At 45.3% G+C, this 16,977-nt stretch carries 17 protein-coding genes and 1 pseudogene; 13 read left to right on the top strand and 5 right to left on the bottom strand.

Features of this window, described 5'->3' with window-relative positions:
* Positions 1-49 precede the first annotated feature (49 nt).
* The gene (locus tag SHEWPOL2_RS14875; RefSeq protein WP_037414619.1) at positions 50-493 is read right to left on the bottom strand and encodes a GNAT family N-acetyltransferase; all 444 of its coding nucleotides are present in this window, start codon (positions 491-493) and stop codon (positions 50-52) included.
* 218 nt (positions 494-711) lie between these two features.
* Here SHEWPOL2_RS14875 and SHEWPOL2_RS14870 point away from each other — a divergent pair, with 218 nt between their 5' ends.
* Positions 712-1,008, top strand: coding sequence for a DUF4234 domain-containing protein (locus SHEWPOL2_RS14870; protein ID WP_037429472.1), 297 nt, complete (start codon positions 712-714; stop codon positions 1,006-1,008).
* Between the two features lie 162 nt (positions 1,009-1,170).
* Complete coding sequence (locus SHEWPOL2_RS14865; protein WP_037429470.1) at positions 1,171-2,493, top strand: dicarboxylate/amino acid:cation symporter; 1,323 nt, start codon at positions 1,171-1,173, stop codon at positions 2,491-2,493.
* Between the two features lie 68 nt (positions 2,494-2,561).
* On the opposite strand, the gene SHEWPOL2_RS14860 is transcribed toward SHEWPOL2_RS14865, so the two are convergent.
* Complete coding sequence (locus SHEWPOL2_RS14860) at positions 2,562-2,978, bottom strand: META domain-containing protein (protein WP_037429466.1); 417 nt, start codon at positions 2,976-2,978, stop codon at positions 2,562-2,564.
* A gap of 70 nt (positions 2,979-3,048) precedes the next feature.
* Here SHEWPOL2_RS14860 and SHEWPOL2_RS14855 point away from each other — a divergent pair, with 70 nt between their 5' ends.
* Entirely contained in the window at positions 3,049-3,279 is a 231-nt protein-coding gene (locus tag SHEWPOL2_RS14855; protein WP_037414628.1) for a hypothetical protein, read from the top strand.
* Positions 3,280-3,294: 15 nt separating this feature from the next.
* On the opposite strand, the gene SHEWPOL2_RS14850 is transcribed toward SHEWPOL2_RS14855, so the two are convergent.
* Positions 3,295-4,308 (bottom strand): deoxycytidine triphosphate deaminase, encoded by a 1,014-nt coding sequence (locus SHEWPOL2_RS14850; protein ID WP_037429465.1) that lies wholly within the window; start codon positions 4,306-4,308, stop codon positions 3,295-3,297.
* 153 nt (positions 4,309-4,461) lie between these two features.
* Here SHEWPOL2_RS14850 and SHEWPOL2_RS14845 point away from each other — a divergent pair.
* From SHEWPOL2_RS14845 to SHEWPOL2_RS14835, 4 genes and pseudogenes are all read left to right on the top strand, one after another.
* Positions 4,462-5,023 (top strand): annotated as a pseudogene (locus SHEWPOL2_RS14845) (GNAT family N-acetyltransferase).
* A gap of 125 nt (positions 5,024-5,148) precedes the next feature.
* Positions 5,149-5,721: a hypothetical protein gene (locus SHEWPOL2_RS23220; protein WP_226871821.1), complete on the top strand. Its 573-nt coding sequence runs from the start codon at positions 5,149-5,151 to the stop codon at positions 5,719-5,721.
* A 62-nt stretch (positions 5,722-5,783) separates the two neighbouring features.
* Complete coding sequence (locus SHEWPOL2_RS14840) at positions 5,784-7,160, top strand: EAL domain-containing protein (RefSeq protein WP_239642770.1); 1,377 nt, start codon at positions 5,784-5,786, stop codon at positions 7,158-7,160.
* Positions 7,153-7,494 carry a hypothetical protein gene (locus SHEWPOL2_RS14835; protein ID WP_083848334.1) on the top strand — a complete coding sequence of 114 codons (342 nt, stop codon included), beginning with the start codon at positions 7,153-7,155 and terminating at the stop codon, positions 7,492-7,494. Before SHEWPOL2_RS14840 ends, SHEWPOL2_RS14835 begins: the two co-directional genes overlap by 8 nt.
* Before the next feature lie 6 nt (positions 7,495-7,500).
* On the opposite strand, the gene SHEWPOL2_RS14830 is transcribed toward SHEWPOL2_RS14835, so the two are convergent.
* Positions 7,501-7,950 carry a hypothetical protein gene (locus SHEWPOL2_RS14830; RefSeq protein WP_037429463.1) on the bottom strand — a complete coding sequence of 150 codons (450 nt, stop codon included), beginning with the start codon at positions 7,948-7,950 and terminating at the stop codon, positions 7,501-7,503.
* 129 nt (positions 7,951-8,079) lie between these two features.
* Positions 8,080-9,231, bottom strand: a complete 1,152-nt coding sequence (gene metK, locus SHEWPOL2_RS14825) for a methionine adenosyltransferase (protein WP_037414745.1) — start codon at positions 9,229-9,231, stop codon at positions 8,080-8,082.
* 476 nt (positions 9,232-9,707) lie between these two features.
* On the opposite strand from metK, the gene tkt reads away from it, so the two are divergent.
* The 6 genes from tkt to nhaD all read left to right on the top strand — a co-directional run.
* Entirely contained in the window at positions 9,708-11,702 is a 1,995-nt protein-coding gene (gene tkt, locus SHEWPOL2_RS14820) for a transketolase (RefSeq protein ID WP_037429460.1), read from the top strand.
* Positions 11,703-11,830: 128 nt separating this feature from the next.
* Positions 11,831-12,847 carry an erythrose-4-phosphate dehydrogenase gene (epd, locus tag SHEWPOL2_RS14815; RefSeq protein ID WP_037429458.1) on the top strand — a complete coding sequence of 339 codons (1,017 nt, stop codon included), beginning with the start codon at positions 11,831-11,833 and terminating at the stop codon, positions 12,845-12,847.
* A 132-nt stretch (positions 12,848-12,979) separates the two neighbouring features.
* Positions 12,980-14,155, top strand: a complete 1,176-nt coding sequence (locus tag SHEWPOL2_RS14810) for a phosphoglycerate kinase (RefSeq protein WP_037429457.1) — start codon at positions 12,980-12,982, stop codon at positions 14,153-14,155.
* Positions 14,156-14,354: 199 nt separating this feature from the next.
* Positions 14,355-15,422 (top strand): class II fructose-bisphosphate aldolase, encoded by a 1,068-nt coding sequence (gene fba, locus SHEWPOL2_RS14805; protein WP_011071213.1) that lies wholly within the window; start codon positions 14,355-14,357, stop codon positions 15,420-15,422.
* Between the two features lie 136 nt (positions 15,423-15,558).
* On the top strand, positions 15,559-16,296 hold the full coding sequence (locus SHEWPOL2_RS14800) for a DUF481 domain-containing protein (protein ID WP_037414718.1): 738 nt from the start codon (positions 15,559-15,561) through the stop codon (positions 16,294-16,296).
* 240 nt (positions 16,297-16,536) lie between these two features.
* The coding region (nhaD, locus tag SHEWPOL2_RS14795) for a sodium:proton antiporter NhaD (protein WP_192812105.1) at positions 16,537-16,977 on the top strand (441 nt) is incomplete at its 3' end.

Here is a 16,977-nt window from a genome sequence, read left to right as displayed (position 1 = left end):
ATATAAGCGGTTTAAATGAAAGGATCGAGCATTGCTCGATCCTTTTTTATTACTTTTCTTCGTACATTAGATAGTAACTTTGCTTCATCCCTAAGGCTTGGTAGGTTTGCTGGGCTGCGAGGTTTTCCTGCTCGACATATAAACGGAAGCTGGCGGCGCCACCATTGGCCTCGGCCAATTGTTTTACTTCAGCATAGAGTCTGCCATAAATCCCCTGACGGCGATTTTGCGGGCGAATATATACGCTCTGGATCCAGTAGTAATCTTTGGCGCGCCAGTCGCTCCACTCGAAGGTAACCATCAGCGAGCCGACAATTTCTCCTTCGATTTCAGCTACCAGATAAAAGCCTTTTTCGGGATGATTAAGTAGGGTATTGACGCCTTTGATAAGCGTGGTTTCATCTAAGGCAAGACCTTCAGTCTCTTGCGCCATTGCCTGATTAAATTGGACTAGGGCGCTAAGATCTTGCACTTTAGCTTTACGGATCAACATTTAACAACTCCTCGGCGGTTAATGGCATTTACCGCTCTTGTGTTTGGGATGACGCTGATGTATCGGGATGAGTTAGGCATACACTGTAGCACGGAACCCCCCATCAGAACGAGTGAGCACAGATCCCTATCGCCCTTTAATTGCGGTTAAATTTTGTACGGCTAAAGTCTAATCTGCTAGGCTTGAATAAGGTTTTCACTAGCAGAAGTGGCGCGATTATGGGATTCGTTAAATCAACTCGTCGGTTTAAACCAATATTCTTACAACCTTATGATGCTCATAAAGATTTTCAAGTTAACCATGGGATGCACTTTATGCTAACTTTAGTTACCTTTGGCTTATGGGGGTTGGTTTGGTGGTATTTGATCCTCAAATCTCAGGGGGAAAATCAGTCACTCTTTAGCGGTTTCGATGATGACTACTGGAGCTACCTTATTGAGCGCGAGCAGCCGCCTGCATCGTTGTATCGTCAACGTTTTGCTCCGTCAGACAATACGGCGCAATTCGAGGCCTAAGCGATGCTTTAGCTGGATTTTGCCGCGGTTGATATCAACGTGATATAGATCATCCTTAAAGTTTTATTGCTTATGGTAGACTCGGCGGCTGGCTAATTGAAGGTTAGTCCCGCCAAGGATAAGGCTTTGCCCTATCATCATTTCAAATTCAAGGTTATAAACATGTCAAAACAAAGGTCATCAGCCTTAGGCCGGATCTGGTCTTCTTGGATGTCAGTGCCCCTGTGGCTACAAATTTTCGTTGGTATGGTGCTCGGGATTCTGGTGGGGGTCACTTTAGGCGAGCAGGCTTCCTACCTAAAACCTATTGGCACGCTGTTTGTGAATACCATCAAAATGCTGATTGTGCCTTTAGTCTTTTGTTCCTTGATTGTTGGTGTCACCTCAATGGAAGATACCGCCAAAATGGGCCGGATTGGTTTTAAATCCTTTGCGTTTTATCTCTGTACGACGGCGATTGCGATAAGCCTAGGCTTAGTGGTGGGCTATGTGATTCAGCCTGGTGCGGGTGTTCCTTTGTTGCAACACGAGGCGGTAAGTACGGCCAAAGAAGTACCCTCGGTGATGCAAACGCTTATTGATATAGTGCCCACCAACCCCGTAGCTGCATTGGCGAGTGGCCAGATCCTACAAGTCATTGTGTTTGCCGTGGCACTTGGGATTGCATTGGTATTGATTGGCGACCATGGCAAACCTGCGATTAAGGTGTTTGAGAGCCTTGCTGAGGCCATGTACAAGTTGACCGATATGGTGATGAAGCTTGCGCCCTATGGTGTGTTTGGTCTAATGGCATGGGTTGCGGGTGAGTATGGCATCGATATGCTATGGCCACTGATTAAAGTCATTATTGCCGTTTATATTGGCTGTATTATCCATGTGTTAGGTTTCTACAGCATAGTGCTGCGCCTATTTGCCAAGCTTAATCCGTTGCATTTTTTTAAGGGGATCAGCAATGCGATGGCGGTGGCATTTACCACCTCAAGTTCGGCAGGCACTTTACCTGCAAGTATGAAATGTGCGAGCGAATATCTTGGGGTAAACAAGAAGATCTCCAGTTTTGTATTGCCCTTAGGCACCACCATCAATATGGATGGTACAGCCCTATACCAAGGCGTGACCGCGCTGTTTGTGGCGCAGGCCTTTGGGATTGATTTAACGTGGGTCGACTATCTAACGATTATTTTAACCGCGACGTTAGCCTCAATCGGCACCGCGGGGGTACCGGGCGCAGGCTTAGTGATGTTGACTCTAGTGCTCTCGACTGTGGGCTTACCCTTAGAAGGTGTAGCCTTGATTGCGGGGATTGACCGCATTTTGGATATGGCGCGAACTGTTGTGAACGTCTCTGGTGACTTAGTGGCGACGACTGTAATTGCCAAATCGGAAGATGAACTCGACGTTGAGCATTACAATGCTGATATGGTGCAGAGCGCCGTGATTGCAGAGCAAAATGCCGCAAACGAAAGTGCTGCGACTAAGAGTTAATCGATCGAGTTAAGATTTGATTCGAATAAAAAACCGCCAATCGGCGGTTTTTTATTATCGATACACTTTTATTTCAGTTGGGTTAACACTAAAACAGGTTTATCGTCGCTGCTGAGTAATGTCAGACGTCCTTGCACTAATTTGGCTTTAGCGACCAGTGGTAGTGCTTGCATGACTTTATGCTCTTGCTGCATCAATGAATCGACACAGGCTTTCATGGTGCTGCCACCAGGGATGATTTTCAGCTCTTGCCCTTGCTGGTTATATTGGCCAAAAAAGTTATTGCAGCTGTTATTGCCAGAAAGCTTACCTTCTGCATCGAAGGTGATTTGAGCTGAGCTGTAATCAACAGTCGGTTGTCCTTGGACTGCTTCAATATGCCAGCTTCCCTGTAATGACACAGTGTCTTGATGGGCGACGTCAGTACTCTGACAAGCCGTTAAGCCAAAAAGTAATGCGCTTAATAGAAATGTTTGTTTTAACATTGTCTCAGTTCCTTTTTCGATATTCATGGCAATAGTGTACAAGTTTAGCGAGAGATAAAAAGAGGTTTATATGCAAGATAGTATTAAAAGCACTATGAATTTGTTGAAGTTTTTACATTGGTTAGGGGTTTTGATGTTAGTTTGTGGACTTGGGTTTTATATGTTGACTCAATGGAGTCTAGAAATCAGTGGGATGTTATTGATCGCAAGCTTAATTGGCTTAGGCTTAGTGTTGATGTCACCTTATCCTGTGGTGTTATTTATCCAATGGGCGAAGCGTCAGGATGAGTTGCCAAAATAATAGCGTTTGCGACTTTTACAACTCGGCCGAGTCTGCAGCGGGGTTGTTATAAAGCTCGGCATTGATCCCTTTTGCCTGATTACTGCTCGATTGTGTTGGCTCTTGCAACATAGATTTTAGTTTACAGCGAGCATCTTCCATCATGGGCGCTAACTTAGCCGTCGATTCAGGGGTAAAGAAACTGTAACTGGAATCGAGTTTAAGGTGATGATTTTGCTGTTCTAATTGTTTTTCGACCCGCTTTATAATGTGCAATATATCGCGTTCGCTATCGACAAAGGCTAACACCACAAACTGAGTCGCGCTGAAATGGGCTGCAACATCGGCTGTGCGAATGGTATCTTGAACCAAATTACCGAGGAGCCTGTGATGTTTCTCTTCTAAGCGTTTTTCCGGCGAGTCAGCTTCAATCAATTCGAAGAAAAGAATCCCCGCATGGGCGCCAAAGCGTCGTCCAAGATTGAGTTGCCTAGGAGCCATCATCATAAAGCCGTAATGGTTGAGCATGCCGGTCTCTTGATCGCGCATTGATAGCGATTCGATTCTATGGTTTTGACATAACAGGGATAATTCCTGCTGAAGCAGGATTTGGAAAGGTTCAAGCATGGCGCTGTTGCTTAAAGGATCGGCCATATGGGGGTTTAACACGCATAGTGAACCAAATTGACTGCCATCTGGCCATGCAATAGGGCGGGACAGAATGTATTGAATTCCGTCAAAATCTCTTGGAAGTTCATCGAGCATAAAGCGGCTTAAATTGAGATAATCTCCGTCTATGTTGCTATTTTTTAATGCTTCAAAGAGCGGGAAGTTATTTGGAAAAAGCGTGCCAGAAGTAAAAAGCGGCGTTTCGCTGACAGAACTGACGATCACTTCAAAACCCGATTGCGTTATCTGTAATACAAACACGTGGGTAGCGCTGTAGTAACTTTTTATTAATTCGCATTGTTGCATCCAACGACCTAAATTGACTTGAAGTAGATCGTTGTCAAGCACACTGATTTGGGGATTGATAGTCTCTGGCAGCATAAAATGGCGAGTGAATGACCTACAATTCAATAAGTGTGGGAAACAATAGCGTTATTAGCAAATTTTTTCCTAAAAGATAAAGTCTTTAGTATTTATTTAAGTATACTGACGCGCTTAAAATCTAGCGATAAGCTCAACTTGGACATACCTCTGATGCAAACGCGATTAGCAACTAAACAAGATGTTGATATATTGGCCGCGTTAGAGCGCCAGCATCTCAATGATGAGTTAATGTCTAATGGTGTCAATTTGGAAGGGCAAGCATTTAATCGTAATGAATTAACTCAGCTAATTGATAAGCATTGGATTGTGGTCGCTGAAATTAACGGACGCATTATAGGTTATGTGATTGCGGGACGTTGGTCGTTTTTTGAGACCTGGCCAATTTATCGCAATTTGTTGAAAAGATTGAATCGAATCAATGGCGATGGTCCTCAATTAACGGTGCAAAACAGCTGCCAATACGGTCCTATCTGGGTTGATAAAGCATATCGTGGCCAAGGCGTTTTTGAGGCACTTGTTACTCGCATTTACCGAGAAGCTGCGCCTAGTTTTACTTATCTGGTGACGTTTATAGCTGATGAAAATGAGCGTTCTTTGGCGGCGCATACTCGTAAAGCTAAAAATGCAAGTTGCAGATTTTTTTACTTTTTCTGATAGGGATTATTATATTATGAGTGTTGATATTCGCTCATATGCACTCGCTCATCGTTAACTCGTTTTCCCGCCATATTTTACGTTGTTCTGCTTTCAAAAATCAGTATTTTTTAGGTTGATTGTGTCCTAAAAGATTGATCGACTATGTTTTATTAAATAGTTGTCAATAATAACCCTGATATCATGTTTGAACTTCGAAATTTTCTGGATAGAAGTTTTCTTATCTCTGTACGTGAGTCCTTTATCGCGTTACTGCCATTTATTCTTGTTAACTCACTACTATCACTGGTTATAGCGTTATTAAGTAGTTGGATCCCGGAATGGCAAACAACGGCATTTTTTTATGGCTTAACATTTTTTTCTGTGCAGCTTGCAAAGATATTTCCGTTGCTTGCGCTTATTTCTCTTTCCTTCCATTTTGCCAAATATCTTCAGCTTTCAGCGATTGTTGTGTGCTCAATCTCCTTTAGCATCATACTGGCTTTGCATGTGCCAACCACAGAGGAAGTACTTAGCATTGATTATGTTGATGTGGTTTTAGGTGATCCTCGGGTGGTTTTATTACCGATTTTAACGGCATATCTATTGCGCATATTGGTTACTTGGCGATGGCTAGACTTAGTAAAAGGAAAAGCATTGAGTCGATACTTAAAACAGCATCTGAATATTTTTTTGCCAGTAGTTATTTGTTTTATGGTTATATTGATGCTTGTTACCGAAGCATCTGCCTTACTTAGTTGGTTTTTTCGCCACTAATTGATACTTTGCAAACCGCTAGTATTGGGATCCAATTGTTTATCCGTATTTTATTAACCCATGTGCTCTGGAGCTTCGGTGTGCACGGTGATAATGCATATCTACTATTAATTGGTGTCGATAATGGCTTGACTGAGGTTGTACCTAATCTAACCGCGAGTCAATTTATGGATTTGTTTATTCTTTACGGTGGCAGCGGGGCGACGTTATCGCTCATTATTGCTATTTTCATTAGTTCTAAAGACAGTGCAACACGCCATATTGTTAAGATTGCAACGCCCTTTGCATTTTTCAATATCAATGAAATATTGATTTATGGTTTACCTATTATTTTTAACCCTAGATTATTATTGCCATTTATACTCTCGCCCATAGTGAATTTTATATTAGCCTATAGCGCCATCAGTATAGGTATTCTAGAATTTGATGCTCATAGCTTTCCTTGGATAACACCTCCATTTATTAATGCTTATATGGCGAGTGGGCATTTTAGTTCTGTGTTATTTCAATGTTTTTTGATAGCTATCGGTGTGTTGATTTATCTACCATTTGTACAGCGATTTTCTTTAATGAGTGAACACTATGAGTTCGATCGTGAGCTTATAAAAAGGATTCAATTTCAAGCAGATATTGAGCTGATGAATGAAACACATTATCTAAAAAAACAGTCAGAGTCTTTAAAGGCTGAAATTAATTTAGAGAAAACCATCAAAGAGGTGTTAGCCGGTGAATTGCAGCTTCACTATCAACCTAAGATTGCTTTAATTGATGGTAAAGTGGTTGGATTTGAGGCGCTAATTCGTCTTCGGGATGAGTATGGGGCCTTAAAAGGCCCTTATTTTATTGATGCGTTTCAACGTGCGGGCTATTCCCACATTATTGATCGTTTTGTAATTAATACCGTTGCAGAAGATCTTGCTCGTTGGGCATTAGAGGGCTTTTTTCCTAAGGTCAGTATCAATATTGACCCAAATAACATCACCGATAGTCAATTATTAGCGATTATGAATGATAGATTAGGTAGTGTTGCTCATCAGGTCGAAATTGAGATGTTAGAATCGGCATTCATGTTGGATATAAGCCGCATTGATAGCAGTATCAAACAGCTTAAGCAGTGTGGTTTCCGTTTTTGGTTGGATGATTTTGGTACTGGGTTTTCGAGTTTAAGTCTACTGAGTCGAATCAATGTCGATGGTATTAAGCTAGATCGCAGTATTCTCGCCAATGCCAGTGAGCCTAAAGGTCGTACTTTATATCTGCAAATTTGCAAGCTTTGTAGTAGTTTAGGTTTTAGCTTGACAGCTGAGGGGGTTGAAACCCGTGTTGAAGCCGAGTTTGTAAAAGAAGCTGGTGTTGCTTATGTGCAAGGTTGGTTATATGCCAAGGCAATGCCAGGACCCGATGCTAAAGCCTTTTGGTTGGAGATAAATGGTGAGTAAATCCTTGGTCAATATCTTGTTGGCTAACTATGCCCAGACTAGTTTATCGGCGTGGGACAACCTGCGCGTATTATTATCCGAGTGTGCCTTGCTGCAATGTGAGGCCCGAGGATTTGAAGTCGATTGCGACGATAGTCGCCCCCATTATTGGTTACAGATTGAAGATTGTTGGCTCGATTGCGGCCGCACCAATGCTTACAGTGCGGCTATAGTATGTTTAACGCCCGAGGTCGTTCAAGGTGCAAGGATAATTGGCGAACAAGAGTGTGCACTGTTATCCGCCGCGCAGATAAATCTGCTGTGTATGCAAAACGCCCATTTTGACCATTGTTAATCTGGATCACAGGATTAACCATTTCCCCGTCGGGTAATTTCCTTGATAGCCAAAAGGAAGCCGTCCCTGCAAGTACCAGGCTAAACGTTCTTGTGTGAAGTCGCATAGCGTGACTTCGGCTAACAATAAGGTGGCTAAGGTTTCGGCATCATCTGCGACTAGTGCGCAAATCTCGGCAACGGGCATTATTTTCCACGTTTCCAGATAGGCGGTTTTCGCTATTTGAGCGACGATTTCGCTAGAGACTTGGGGCTTTAATCTGTCGGCTTGTTGATGGTCGCTAACACATAAGCTTTCATAGGGTTCAGTGTAGGGCGGTTCGAAAAAACGGTCGGGATCCCTTTCAAGGCAAGTGGCTATGTCTTCTAGGCTACCTAAGGTGTTGGCCATGGGCTCGTAATGGCCCACTTTGTTCGCCCAAGAACAGGATTGGAGTTGTGCGATTAACGGCTTCATTGAGTCTCTGTCTTTTGCATAGAGTAAAAGCCATCTTGCTGAGAGGAATGGAGTTAGGCAATACATCCTAAGCATAAAAAAACCGCCATTAGGCGGTTTTTTCTTGTAAAAGCATGAGCTTAATGTAGATTACAGACCTGCATCGGCGCGCAGTGCGTCAGCTTTATCCGTCGCTTCCCATGGGAACTCGCTGCGGCCAAAGTGACCATAAGCGGCTGTCGCTTGGTAAATTGGACGAGCTAAGTTCAACATCTCAGTCAGGCCGTATGGACGCAGGTCGAAGTGTTGACGGACTAACTTGATTAAGACTTCTTCAGATACTTTACCCGTACCGAAAGTCTCAACACTGATAGAAGTCGGTTCAGCTACACCGATAGCGTAAGACACTTGGATCTCACAACGGTCTGCCAGACCCGCTGCTACGATGTTTTTCGCAACGTAACGGGCAGCGTAAGCAGCACTACGGTCAACTTTTGATGGGTCTTTACCAGAGAATGCACCACCACCGTGACGCGCCATACCACCGTAGGTATCCACGATGATCTTACGACCGGTTAAACCACAGTCACCCATAGGACCACCGATCACGAAACGGCCAGTTGGGTTAATGAAGTATTTAGTGTCCTTGCTCAGCCATTGTGCTGGCAGAACTGGTTTGATGATGGTTTCCATCACGCCTTCAATCAAATCCGCTTGAGCGATATCAGGGCTGTGTTGGGTAGACAATACGATCGCATCAATACCAACAATCTTGTTGTCTTCGTAGGCGAAGGTCACTTGGCTTTTCGCATCTGGGCGTAACCATGGCAGGGTGCCATTTTTACGCACTTCTGATTGACGCTTCACTAATGCGTGGGCATAAGTAATAGGTGCTGGCATCAGAATGTCAGTCTCGTTGCTGGCATAACCAAACATTAAACCTTGGTCGCCGGCACCTTGCTCTTTTGGATCTGCGCGGTCAACACCCTGGTTGATGTCCGGTGACTGTTTACCAATCGCGTTTAATACGGCGCAAGAATCGGCATCGAAGCCCATATCTGAATGGATATAACCAATTTCACGAACCGTTTTTCGGGTAAGCTCTTCAATATCAACCCAGGCAGAGGTGGTCACTTCGCCACCTACTAATACCATGCCAGTTTTGACATATGTTTCGCACGCAACGCGCGCTTTAGGATCTTGGGCCAGAATCGCGTCTAGCACAGCATCAGAAATCTGATCTGCAATCTTATCGGGATGACCTTCTGAGACCGACTCAGAAGTAAACAAGTGCTTTGCCATAGTAGGAAAATCTCGTCGTTAGCAATCAAACGTGTAGAAGCATCTACATCTAGACGGCTATTTTAGTGGAAATTCATCGCCATGACACCCCCAAAGCTAAATATTTCTGTACTTAGTGAGGTAAATCTCAGCTTTAAAATTTGAACTAAAAAGCGTTTAAGTTAATTAACTTTTTGAAAATTATAATTAAAAACTATAATCACTCTCTGCAAACCGTTGGGTAAACTTGGAATCGTTGCTGTTTTCCCATCACGGACTCTTTAAGGTTAATGACACTGAGTGATTGTCATTGCGAGTTTAGTACGATGTTTTGGCTTGAATAGTTCATCTTTAAGCTATTTTTTTATCGTAAAAAGTCCCATTGGGAGTGCGAAGACAAGATTGTGGTGAATTTTCGTTTGCGTCGCTTCGCTATGTAGGGGAAAATATGCATCCAAATTGCCCGCTAGACCCCCACAAATTAAGCAGGAGAGAGCATGCCTTCCCGTAAAGTACTCGCCAACGCAATCCGTGCGTTAAGTATGGATGCAGTTCAAAAAGCAAACTCAGGCCACCCTGGCGCCCCAATGGGCATGGCAGATATTGCGCAAGTGCTGTGGAATGATTTCCTTAAGCACAATCCGAACAATCCGAAATGGGTAGATAGAGATCGTTTTATCCTCTCTAACGGTCATGGCTCTATGCTGATCTACTCTTTATTACACCTCACGGGCTACGATCTGCCAATGGATGAGCTGAAGCAATTCCGCCAGTTACATTCTAAAACCCCAGGTCACCCAGAATATGGTTACACCCCAGGTGTTGAAACCACCACGGGTCCATTAGGTGCGGGGATCAGCAACGCTGTGGGTATGGCGATTGCAGAAAAAACCTTAGCGGCACAGTTTAACCGTGAAGGTCACGAGATTGTTGACCACTACACATACTGCTTCCTCGGCGATGGCTGCTTGATGGAAGGTATTTCCCACGAAGCGTGTTCTCTGGCTGGTACCTTAGGCCTAGGCAAACTGATCGCATTTTGGGATGACAACGGCATCTCTATCGACGGTCATGTTGAAGGCTGGTTTACCGATGACACGCCAAAACGTTTCGAATCATACGGCTGGCATGTGATTGCTAACGTAGATGGTCACGATAGCGATGCGATTCGCGCGGCTATCGAAGCGGCTAAAGCGGTCACCGACAAACCAACCATGATCTGCTGCAAAACCATTATCGGTTTTGGTTCGCCAAACAAATCTGGCAGCCACGATTGCCACGGCGCGCCATTAGGTGATGCGGAAATCGCCGCGGCCCGTGAATTCTTAGGCTGGCCACATGCGCCATTCGAAATTCCTGCCGACGTATACGCTGGTTGGGATGCTAAAGAAGTGGGAGCAGCCCGTGAAGCGGCATGGAACGATAAGTTTGCCGCTTACGCGAAAGCTTACCCAGAACTGGCTGCTGAATACGAGCGCCGTGTACTGAAAGGTGAATTACCAGCCGATTTCGAAGCCAAAGCACAAGCCTTTATCCAAGAATGCCAAGCCAAAGGCGAAGGTATTGCGAGCCGTAAAGCGTCACAAAACGCGATTGCAGCCTTTGGCGCTATGCTGCCTGAACTGTTAGGCGGCTCAGCAGACTTAGCGGGTTCTAACCTCACCTTGTGGGCAGGTTCTAAAGGGATTCAAGACGATCCAGCGGGTAACTACGTGTACTACGGTGTGCGTGAATTCGGTATGAGCGGCATCATGAACGGTGTGTCTCTGCACGGTGGTTTCATCAACTACGGCGCGACTTTCATGATGTTCATGGAATACGCACGCAACGCTGTACGTATGTCTGCACTGATGGGAATTCAAAACATCTTCGTTTACACCCATGACTCTATCGGTCAAGGTGAAGACGGCCCAACTCACCAACCCGTTGAGCAATTAGCTAACCTGCGTATGACGCCAAACATGGCGGTATGGCGCCCATGTGACGCGGCTGAAACCGCAGTAGCGTGGAAAGCGGCTATCGAACGTCGCCATGCTCCAACATCACTGATCTTCAGCCGTCAAAACCTGAAGGCTCAAGCACGTACTGCTGAGCAATTAGCCAATGTGGCAAAAGGCGCTTACGTACTGCAAGACTGCGCGGGTACACCTGAGTACATTCTGATCGCTACTGGTAGTGAAGTGCAATTGGCGGTAGAAGCTGCTGCGGCCCTGACTGAACAAGGCAAACAAGTTCGCGTGGTATCTATGCCATCAAACACTGAGTTTGATAAGCAAGATGCTGCTTACAAAGAATCTGTACTGCCAAAAGCCGTAACTAAACGTATTGCTATCGAAGCGGCCCATACTGACTTCTGGTACAAGTATGTTGGTTTCGAAGGCACAGTTGTGGGCATGACTACTTTTGGTGAGTCTGCGCCAGGCAACGTGCTGCTGAAGCACTTCGGTTTCACCGTTGAAAATGTGCTGAACGCTGCAAAATCACTAGGCTAATTGTTTAGGTGATGGGATTACCGACAAAAGGTTAAACTTTTGAAAGGTTAATCTGTATAATGCGGCCTGCAATTGTTTGCAGGCCGTTTTTGTATATGCAGTATTGTTAAGAGGAAATAAAGACCTCAATGATCCGAGTCGCAATCAATGGTTATGGTCGTATTGGCCGCTCAATCCTTCGTGCTTTATATGAGTCCGGAAAACGCCAGCAAATCCAAATTGTCGCAATCAATGAGTTGGCTAAGCCTGAAGCCATTGTCCATTTGACCCAGTACGATACTACCCACGGTCGATTTCAGCCCAGAGTCAAATTAGTCGATGATCAGATGCTGATCGGCGATGACGCCATCAAAATTCTCCATGAACCTGATCCAGCCAAGCTACCTTGGCGCGAGATGGACATCGATATCGTCTATGAAGCGACAGGTGCCATTTTAGATCGACAAAGCTGCGAGGCCCATATCCACGCGGGTGCCAAACAAGTCTTAATCAGTCATCCTTCATCGGCCGATGTCGACGGCACAATCGTTTACGGTGTGAATCAAGAATTACTGCGCGCCGAGCATACAGTGGTCTCCAATGCCTCTTGTACCACCAACTGTATCGTGCCTGTGATTGATGTACTGGATAAACACTTTGGTGTGAAAAGCGGCGCGATTACCACCATTCATTCGGCGATGAACGATCAGCAAGTGATTGATGCCTATCATGATGACTTACGCCGCACCCGAGCTGCGGGTCAGTCAATTATCCCTGTTGATACTAAACTTGCCCGTGGTATTGAGCGGATTTTGCCGCACATGAAGGACAAATTTGAGGCGATTTCGGTGCGAGTGCCGACGATTAACGTTACCGCTATCGATCTTTCGGTAACATTAGATAAAACAGTGGATATTGCGACCGTCAATCAAGTGTTAGAATTGGCCGCCAATGGACGATTTAACGGCATCTTAGGCTATACTGACGAGCCGCTGGTATCCTGTGATTTTAACCATGATCCGCGCTCCAGTATTGTCGATGGCACCCAGACTCGGGTGAGCGCAGGGCAGTTGGTTAAACTGTTGCTGTGGTGCGATAACGAGTGGGGCTTTGCCAATCGCATGTTAGATACCAGTTTAGCGATGATTGCAGCTAAACAAAGCTGAAGATAAGAATTGATACCAATGGGTTAAAGCGTAGTGGCCAATTCGACGGGATGTCGAGTGCCGAATCGCCATCTACACTAACCGATTGATGAAAAACCAGTTTGTTTTTTGATTATAAAAGGAAGCGTTACCATGGCAATTATCAATATGTCAGATTTAGATCTCCAAGGTAAGCGAGTGCTTATTCGTGAAGATCTCAATGTGCCTGTCAGCAACGGCGTCGTCACCAGTGATGCACGTCTGCGTGCCTCACTCCCCACTATCGAGTTAGCCCTTGCCAAAGGTGCAGCGGTGATGGTGATGTCTCACTTAGGTCGTCCAACCGAAGGTGAGTACAACAGTGAATTCTCCATGCAACCTGTAGTCGATTACTTGGCCAAAGCCCTGTCTTGCACCGTCCGTTTAGCGACCGACTATTTAGACGGCGTTGAAGTTGCGGTAGGCGAAGTGGTTGTGTTTGAAAACGTTCGCTTTAACAAAGGCGAGAAGAAAAACGATGAAGCGCTGTCAAAGAAAATGGCAGCCTTATGTGATGTGTATGTGATGGATGCTTTTGGCACGGCTCACCGCGCAGAAGCCTCAACGAATGGTGTTGGTTTACACGCCCCTATCGCCTGTGCTGGTCCATTACTGGCCCAAGAGTTAGATGCTTTAGGTAAGGCGTTAGATAATCCTGCTCGTCCATTAGTTGCGATTGTTGGTGGCTCTAAAGTGTCAACTAAGCTGACCGTATTAGAAAGTTTATCCGGCATTGTGGATCAATTAGTGGTTGGCGGTGGTATCGCCAACACCTTTATCGCTGCGGCGGGCCACAACGTGGGTAAATCCTTATACGAAGCGGATTTAATTGATGAAGCTAAGCGCTTAGTGGCGAACGCCCAAAGCCGCGGTGGCGATATTCCTGTGCCTACCGATGTGGTTGTGGCGGGTGAGTTTAGTCCAACGGCTGCTGCGACCTTAAAAGCAGTGAGTGAGGTTGGCGATAGCGACATGATTTTCGACATCGGTCCCGACAGCGCCGAAGCGTTAGCGAAAATCATTGAGTCTGCTGGCACTATCGTATGGAACGGTCCTGTGGGCGTGTTCGAATTCGACCAATTCGGTGAAGGCACTAAGCGTATCGCGCAAGCTATCGCTGATTCTAAAGCCTTCTCTATCGCTGGCGGTGGTGACACCTTAGCGGCGGTCGATAAATACGGTATCGCCGATAAAGTCTCTTACATCTCTACTGGTGGTGGTGCTTTCCTCGAGTTCCTCGAAGGTAAAGAGTTACCCGCTGTAGCTATGTTGAAAAAACGCGGTGCCTAACATTGAGTTAGGTATTGCGCTGTCGCGGCACTGCGCCGCGACAGCACAAAAAATGATAAAAAATTATAAAAAAAACCGCTCCTTCTCTAAAGGGATTTACACATCACTAGAGCGATTGAGCATAAAAATCCATCCAAACGATAGCGACCTCGGTGACCCAGCGTTAATGTGAAGTCACCCTATTATTGGAGTTAAAAAAATGGCGTTAATTTCCCTACGACAACTACTCGATCACGCGGCAGAACATGGATACGGTGTGCCAGCGTTCAACGTAAACAACCTTGAGCAAATGCGCGCCATCATGCAGGCCGCAGAAGCCACCGACAGCCCTGTTATCGTGCAAGCCTCTGCGGGTGCGCGTAAATATGCGCGTCCACAATTCTTAAAATACCTGATGACGGCTGCACTTGAGCAGTATCCCGATATCCCAGTTTGTATCCACCAAGACCATGGTACTGACCCTGATATTTGTCAGCGTTCTATCCAATTAGGTATGTCATCAGTAATGATGGACGGCTCATTAATGGCCGACGGTAAAACCCCAGCGTCTTACGAGTACAACGTTGATGTGACTCGCAGAACTGTTGCATTCGCCCACGCGTGTGGTGTGTCTGTCGAGGGCGAAATCGGTTGTTTAGGCAGCTTAGAAACCGGTACTGCCGGTGAAGAAGACGGTGTGGGCGCTGAAGGCGTATTAAGCCACGACCAACTGCTGACCAGCCCAGAAGAAGCGGCACGCTTCGTTGCTGATACCCATGTTGACGCGCTAGCGATTGCAATTGGTACCAGCCACGGCGCATACAAGTTCAGCCGTAAACCAACGGGTGATGTACTGCGTATCGACCGCATCAAAGAAATCCATGCCCGCATTCCTAACACTCACTTAGTGATGCATGGATCTTCTTCTGTGCCGCAAGAATGGCTTAAGATCATCAACCAATACGGTGGTCAAATTCCTGAAACTTACGGCGTGCCATTAGAAGAAATCGTTGAAGGTATCAAACACGGCGTGCGTAAAGTGAACATCGATACCGACTTGCGCTTAGCGTCTACTGGTGCGGTACGTAAATACTTGGCCGAACACCCAAGCGAGTTCGACCCACGTAAGTTCCTGAAAGCCTCTATGGAAGCGATGGCAGACATCTGTACCGTTCGCTACGAGGCCTTTGGTTGTGCGGGTCAAGCCTCTAAGATTAAGCCTTTGTCTTTACAAGCAATGTACAAAGCGTATCAATCAGGTGCTTTAGACCCTAAGATCAACCTGTAAGCCTTAAATCACTTTTCAAAGCCCGCTGATTAGCGGGCTTTTTTATGCAAAAAATCGATGAATTTTTATTTTTCAATCGTAAATGTTAGTATTACGCAGATTTTTAGGGGATTAAACGGAACAGGAACGGATAAACATGAAGAAAGTACTGACCGCTGCACTATTGATGACGGCGCCATTTATGGCGAATGCGGGAGCCGATTTTGTTAAAGGCGATAAAACATTCGCGGGCGAAGCCGAGCTAGGTGCAACCTTAACCACAGGCAACACAGATACCTCATCTTACAAAGGTCGCTTAAACTTCAAACACGAATTAGGTGATTGGGAAAACCAATATCTTTTAGAAGGTTTATATAAAGAGGATACTGGCGAGGTTACGGCTAAGCGCTATTTAGCGGGGGCACAAGGCAACTATAAGATGACTGACCGCAGCTATCTATTTGCTAACGCTAACTACGAAGTTGACCCTTTTACCGGTTATGACTACACAGTATCTGGCGCGACGGGTTATGGTCATAGGCTCTATGACACCAGCAAGACTTTCTTAGATGTTGAAATCGGTCCCGGTTATATCTATCAACGCCTCGATTCAGAGCAAGCTCTGTTAGAGGGCACAGATTCCAATGACAGTGTGGTTGCCCACGGTGTGATTAACTTCGAAACTGAAATCACAGAAACCTCAAAATTCCAACAGCGTTTTGTCGCCGACTATGGTGATAAATTAGATGCGCGTTCGGAAACCTCACTCACTGCGAATATTATTGGCGCCTTGGCAATGAAGTTTGCCATTATCGTGCGTTATAACAGCGAGCCGCTGGACAATAAAAAGAGCACCGATACCGAAACCAATATGACCTTGCTCTATTCGTTCTAATCAATGTGATTGATATCAACATAAAAGCACCGAGAGGTGCTTTTTTATTGGCTGTTTTTAGACTAACTTGAAACAAAGTTAGTTAAATCTTTATTAGTTTCGCCTGTAGTTATACAAAAATTAATGTTGTAAGTGCCTTTGGTTATCGGGAAATACATAGAAAGTTGCGTTTTATCAAAATTTACAGAACCCGAGCTATGGTAATTTGCGAACTGATTTCCCTTGCAGAGATGAATTTAGATGAAATTACAGCGGTGGTTTAGAAACAGTGGAATGGCATTATTTAGCCTATTCTGTGTTGCAATATTGAGCGGATTCTCACCAGCAGTTTGGGCAATGACCGAAGGAACAGAACGGCTCGATTTAACCGCTGCATCAGTGGGGTATATTGCCGTATGCGTCTTCGTGCTTGCCTATATTTTGGTGATGGCCGAAGAGGCGCTGCACCTGCGTAAATCCAAACCCGTATTGGTCGCAGCTGGCATTATTTGGGGCATGATAGGTTTTGTGTATGTGCAAAATGGTATGTCAGAGGTCTCTGAAGCAGCCTTTAAGCATAATTTATTGGAATATGCCGAGTTATTACTCTTCCTATTGGTGGCGATGACCTATATCAATGCCATGGAAGAACGAAATTTATTCGATGCCATTCGCGGTTGGTTAGTGGGACGTGGTTTTAGC

The organism is Shewanella sp. POL2 (assembly GCF_000282755.1).
GTDB classification, from domain to species: domain Bacteria; phylum Pseudomonadota; class Gammaproteobacteria; order Enterobacterales; family Shewanellaceae; genus Shewanella; species Shewanella xiamenensis.
Note: the sequence above shows the minus strand (reverse complement) of the source record. Positions and strands in the feature narration are given on the sequence as shown.

Excerpts from the sequence above, each read along its gene's own strand:
- metK (WP_037414745.1), bottom strand. The coding sequence starts at position 9,231 with ATGGCAAAGCACTTGTTTACTTCTGAGTCGGTCTCAGAAGGTCATCCC.
- epd (WP_037429458.1), top strand. The coding sequence starts at position 11,831 with ATGATCCGAGTCGCAATCAATGGTTATGGTCGTATTGGCCGCTCAATC.
- SHEWPOL2_RS23220 (WP_226871821.1), top strand. The coding sequence starts at position 5,149 with ATGTTTGAACTTCGAAATTTTCTGGATAGAAGTTTTCTTATCTCTGTA.
- SHEWPOL2_RS14860 (WP_037429466.1), bottom strand. The coding sequence starts at position 2,978 with ATGTTAAAACAAACATTTCTATTAAGCGCATTACTTTTTGGCTTAACG.
- SHEWPOL2_RS14875 (WP_037414619.1), bottom strand. The coding sequence starts at position 493 with ATGTTGATCCGTAAAGCTAAAGTGCAAGATCTTAGCGCCCTAGTCCAA.
- SHEWPOL2_RS14800 (WP_037414718.1), top strand. The coding sequence starts at position 15,559 with ATGAAGAAAGTACTGACCGCTGCACTATTGATGACGGCGCCATTTATG.
- fba (WP_011071213.1), top strand. The coding sequence starts at position 14,355 with ATGGCGTTAATTTCCCTACGACAACTACTCGATCACGCGGCAGAACAT.
- tkt (WP_037429460.1), top strand. The coding sequence starts at position 9,708 with ATGCCTTCCCGTAAAGTACTCGCCAACGCAATCCGTGCGTTAAGTATG.
- SHEWPOL2_RS14810 (WP_037429457.1), top strand. The coding sequence starts at position 12,980 with ATGGCAATTATCAATATGTCAGATTTAGATCTCCAAGGTAAGCGAGTG.
- SHEWPOL2_RS14870 (WP_037429472.1), top strand. The coding sequence starts at position 712 with ATGGGATTCGTTAAATCAACTCGTCGGTTTAAACCAATATTCTTACAA.
- SHEWPOL2_RS14850 (WP_037429465.1), bottom strand. The coding sequence starts at position 4,308 with ATGCTGCCAGAGACTATCAATCCCCAAATCAGTGTGCTTGACAACGAT.
- SHEWPOL2_RS14865 (WP_037429470.1), top strand. The coding sequence starts at position 1,171 with ATGTCAAAACAAAGGTCATCAGCCTTAGGCCGGATCTGGTCTTCTTGG.
- SHEWPOL2_RS14830 (WP_037429463.1), bottom strand. The coding sequence starts at position 7,950 with ATGAAGCCGTTAATCGCACAACTCCAATCCTGTTCTTGGGCGAACAAA.
- SHEWPOL2_RS14855 (WP_037414628.1), top strand. The coding sequence starts at position 3,049 with ATGCAAGATAGTATTAAAAGCACTATGAATTTGTTGAAGTTTTTACAT.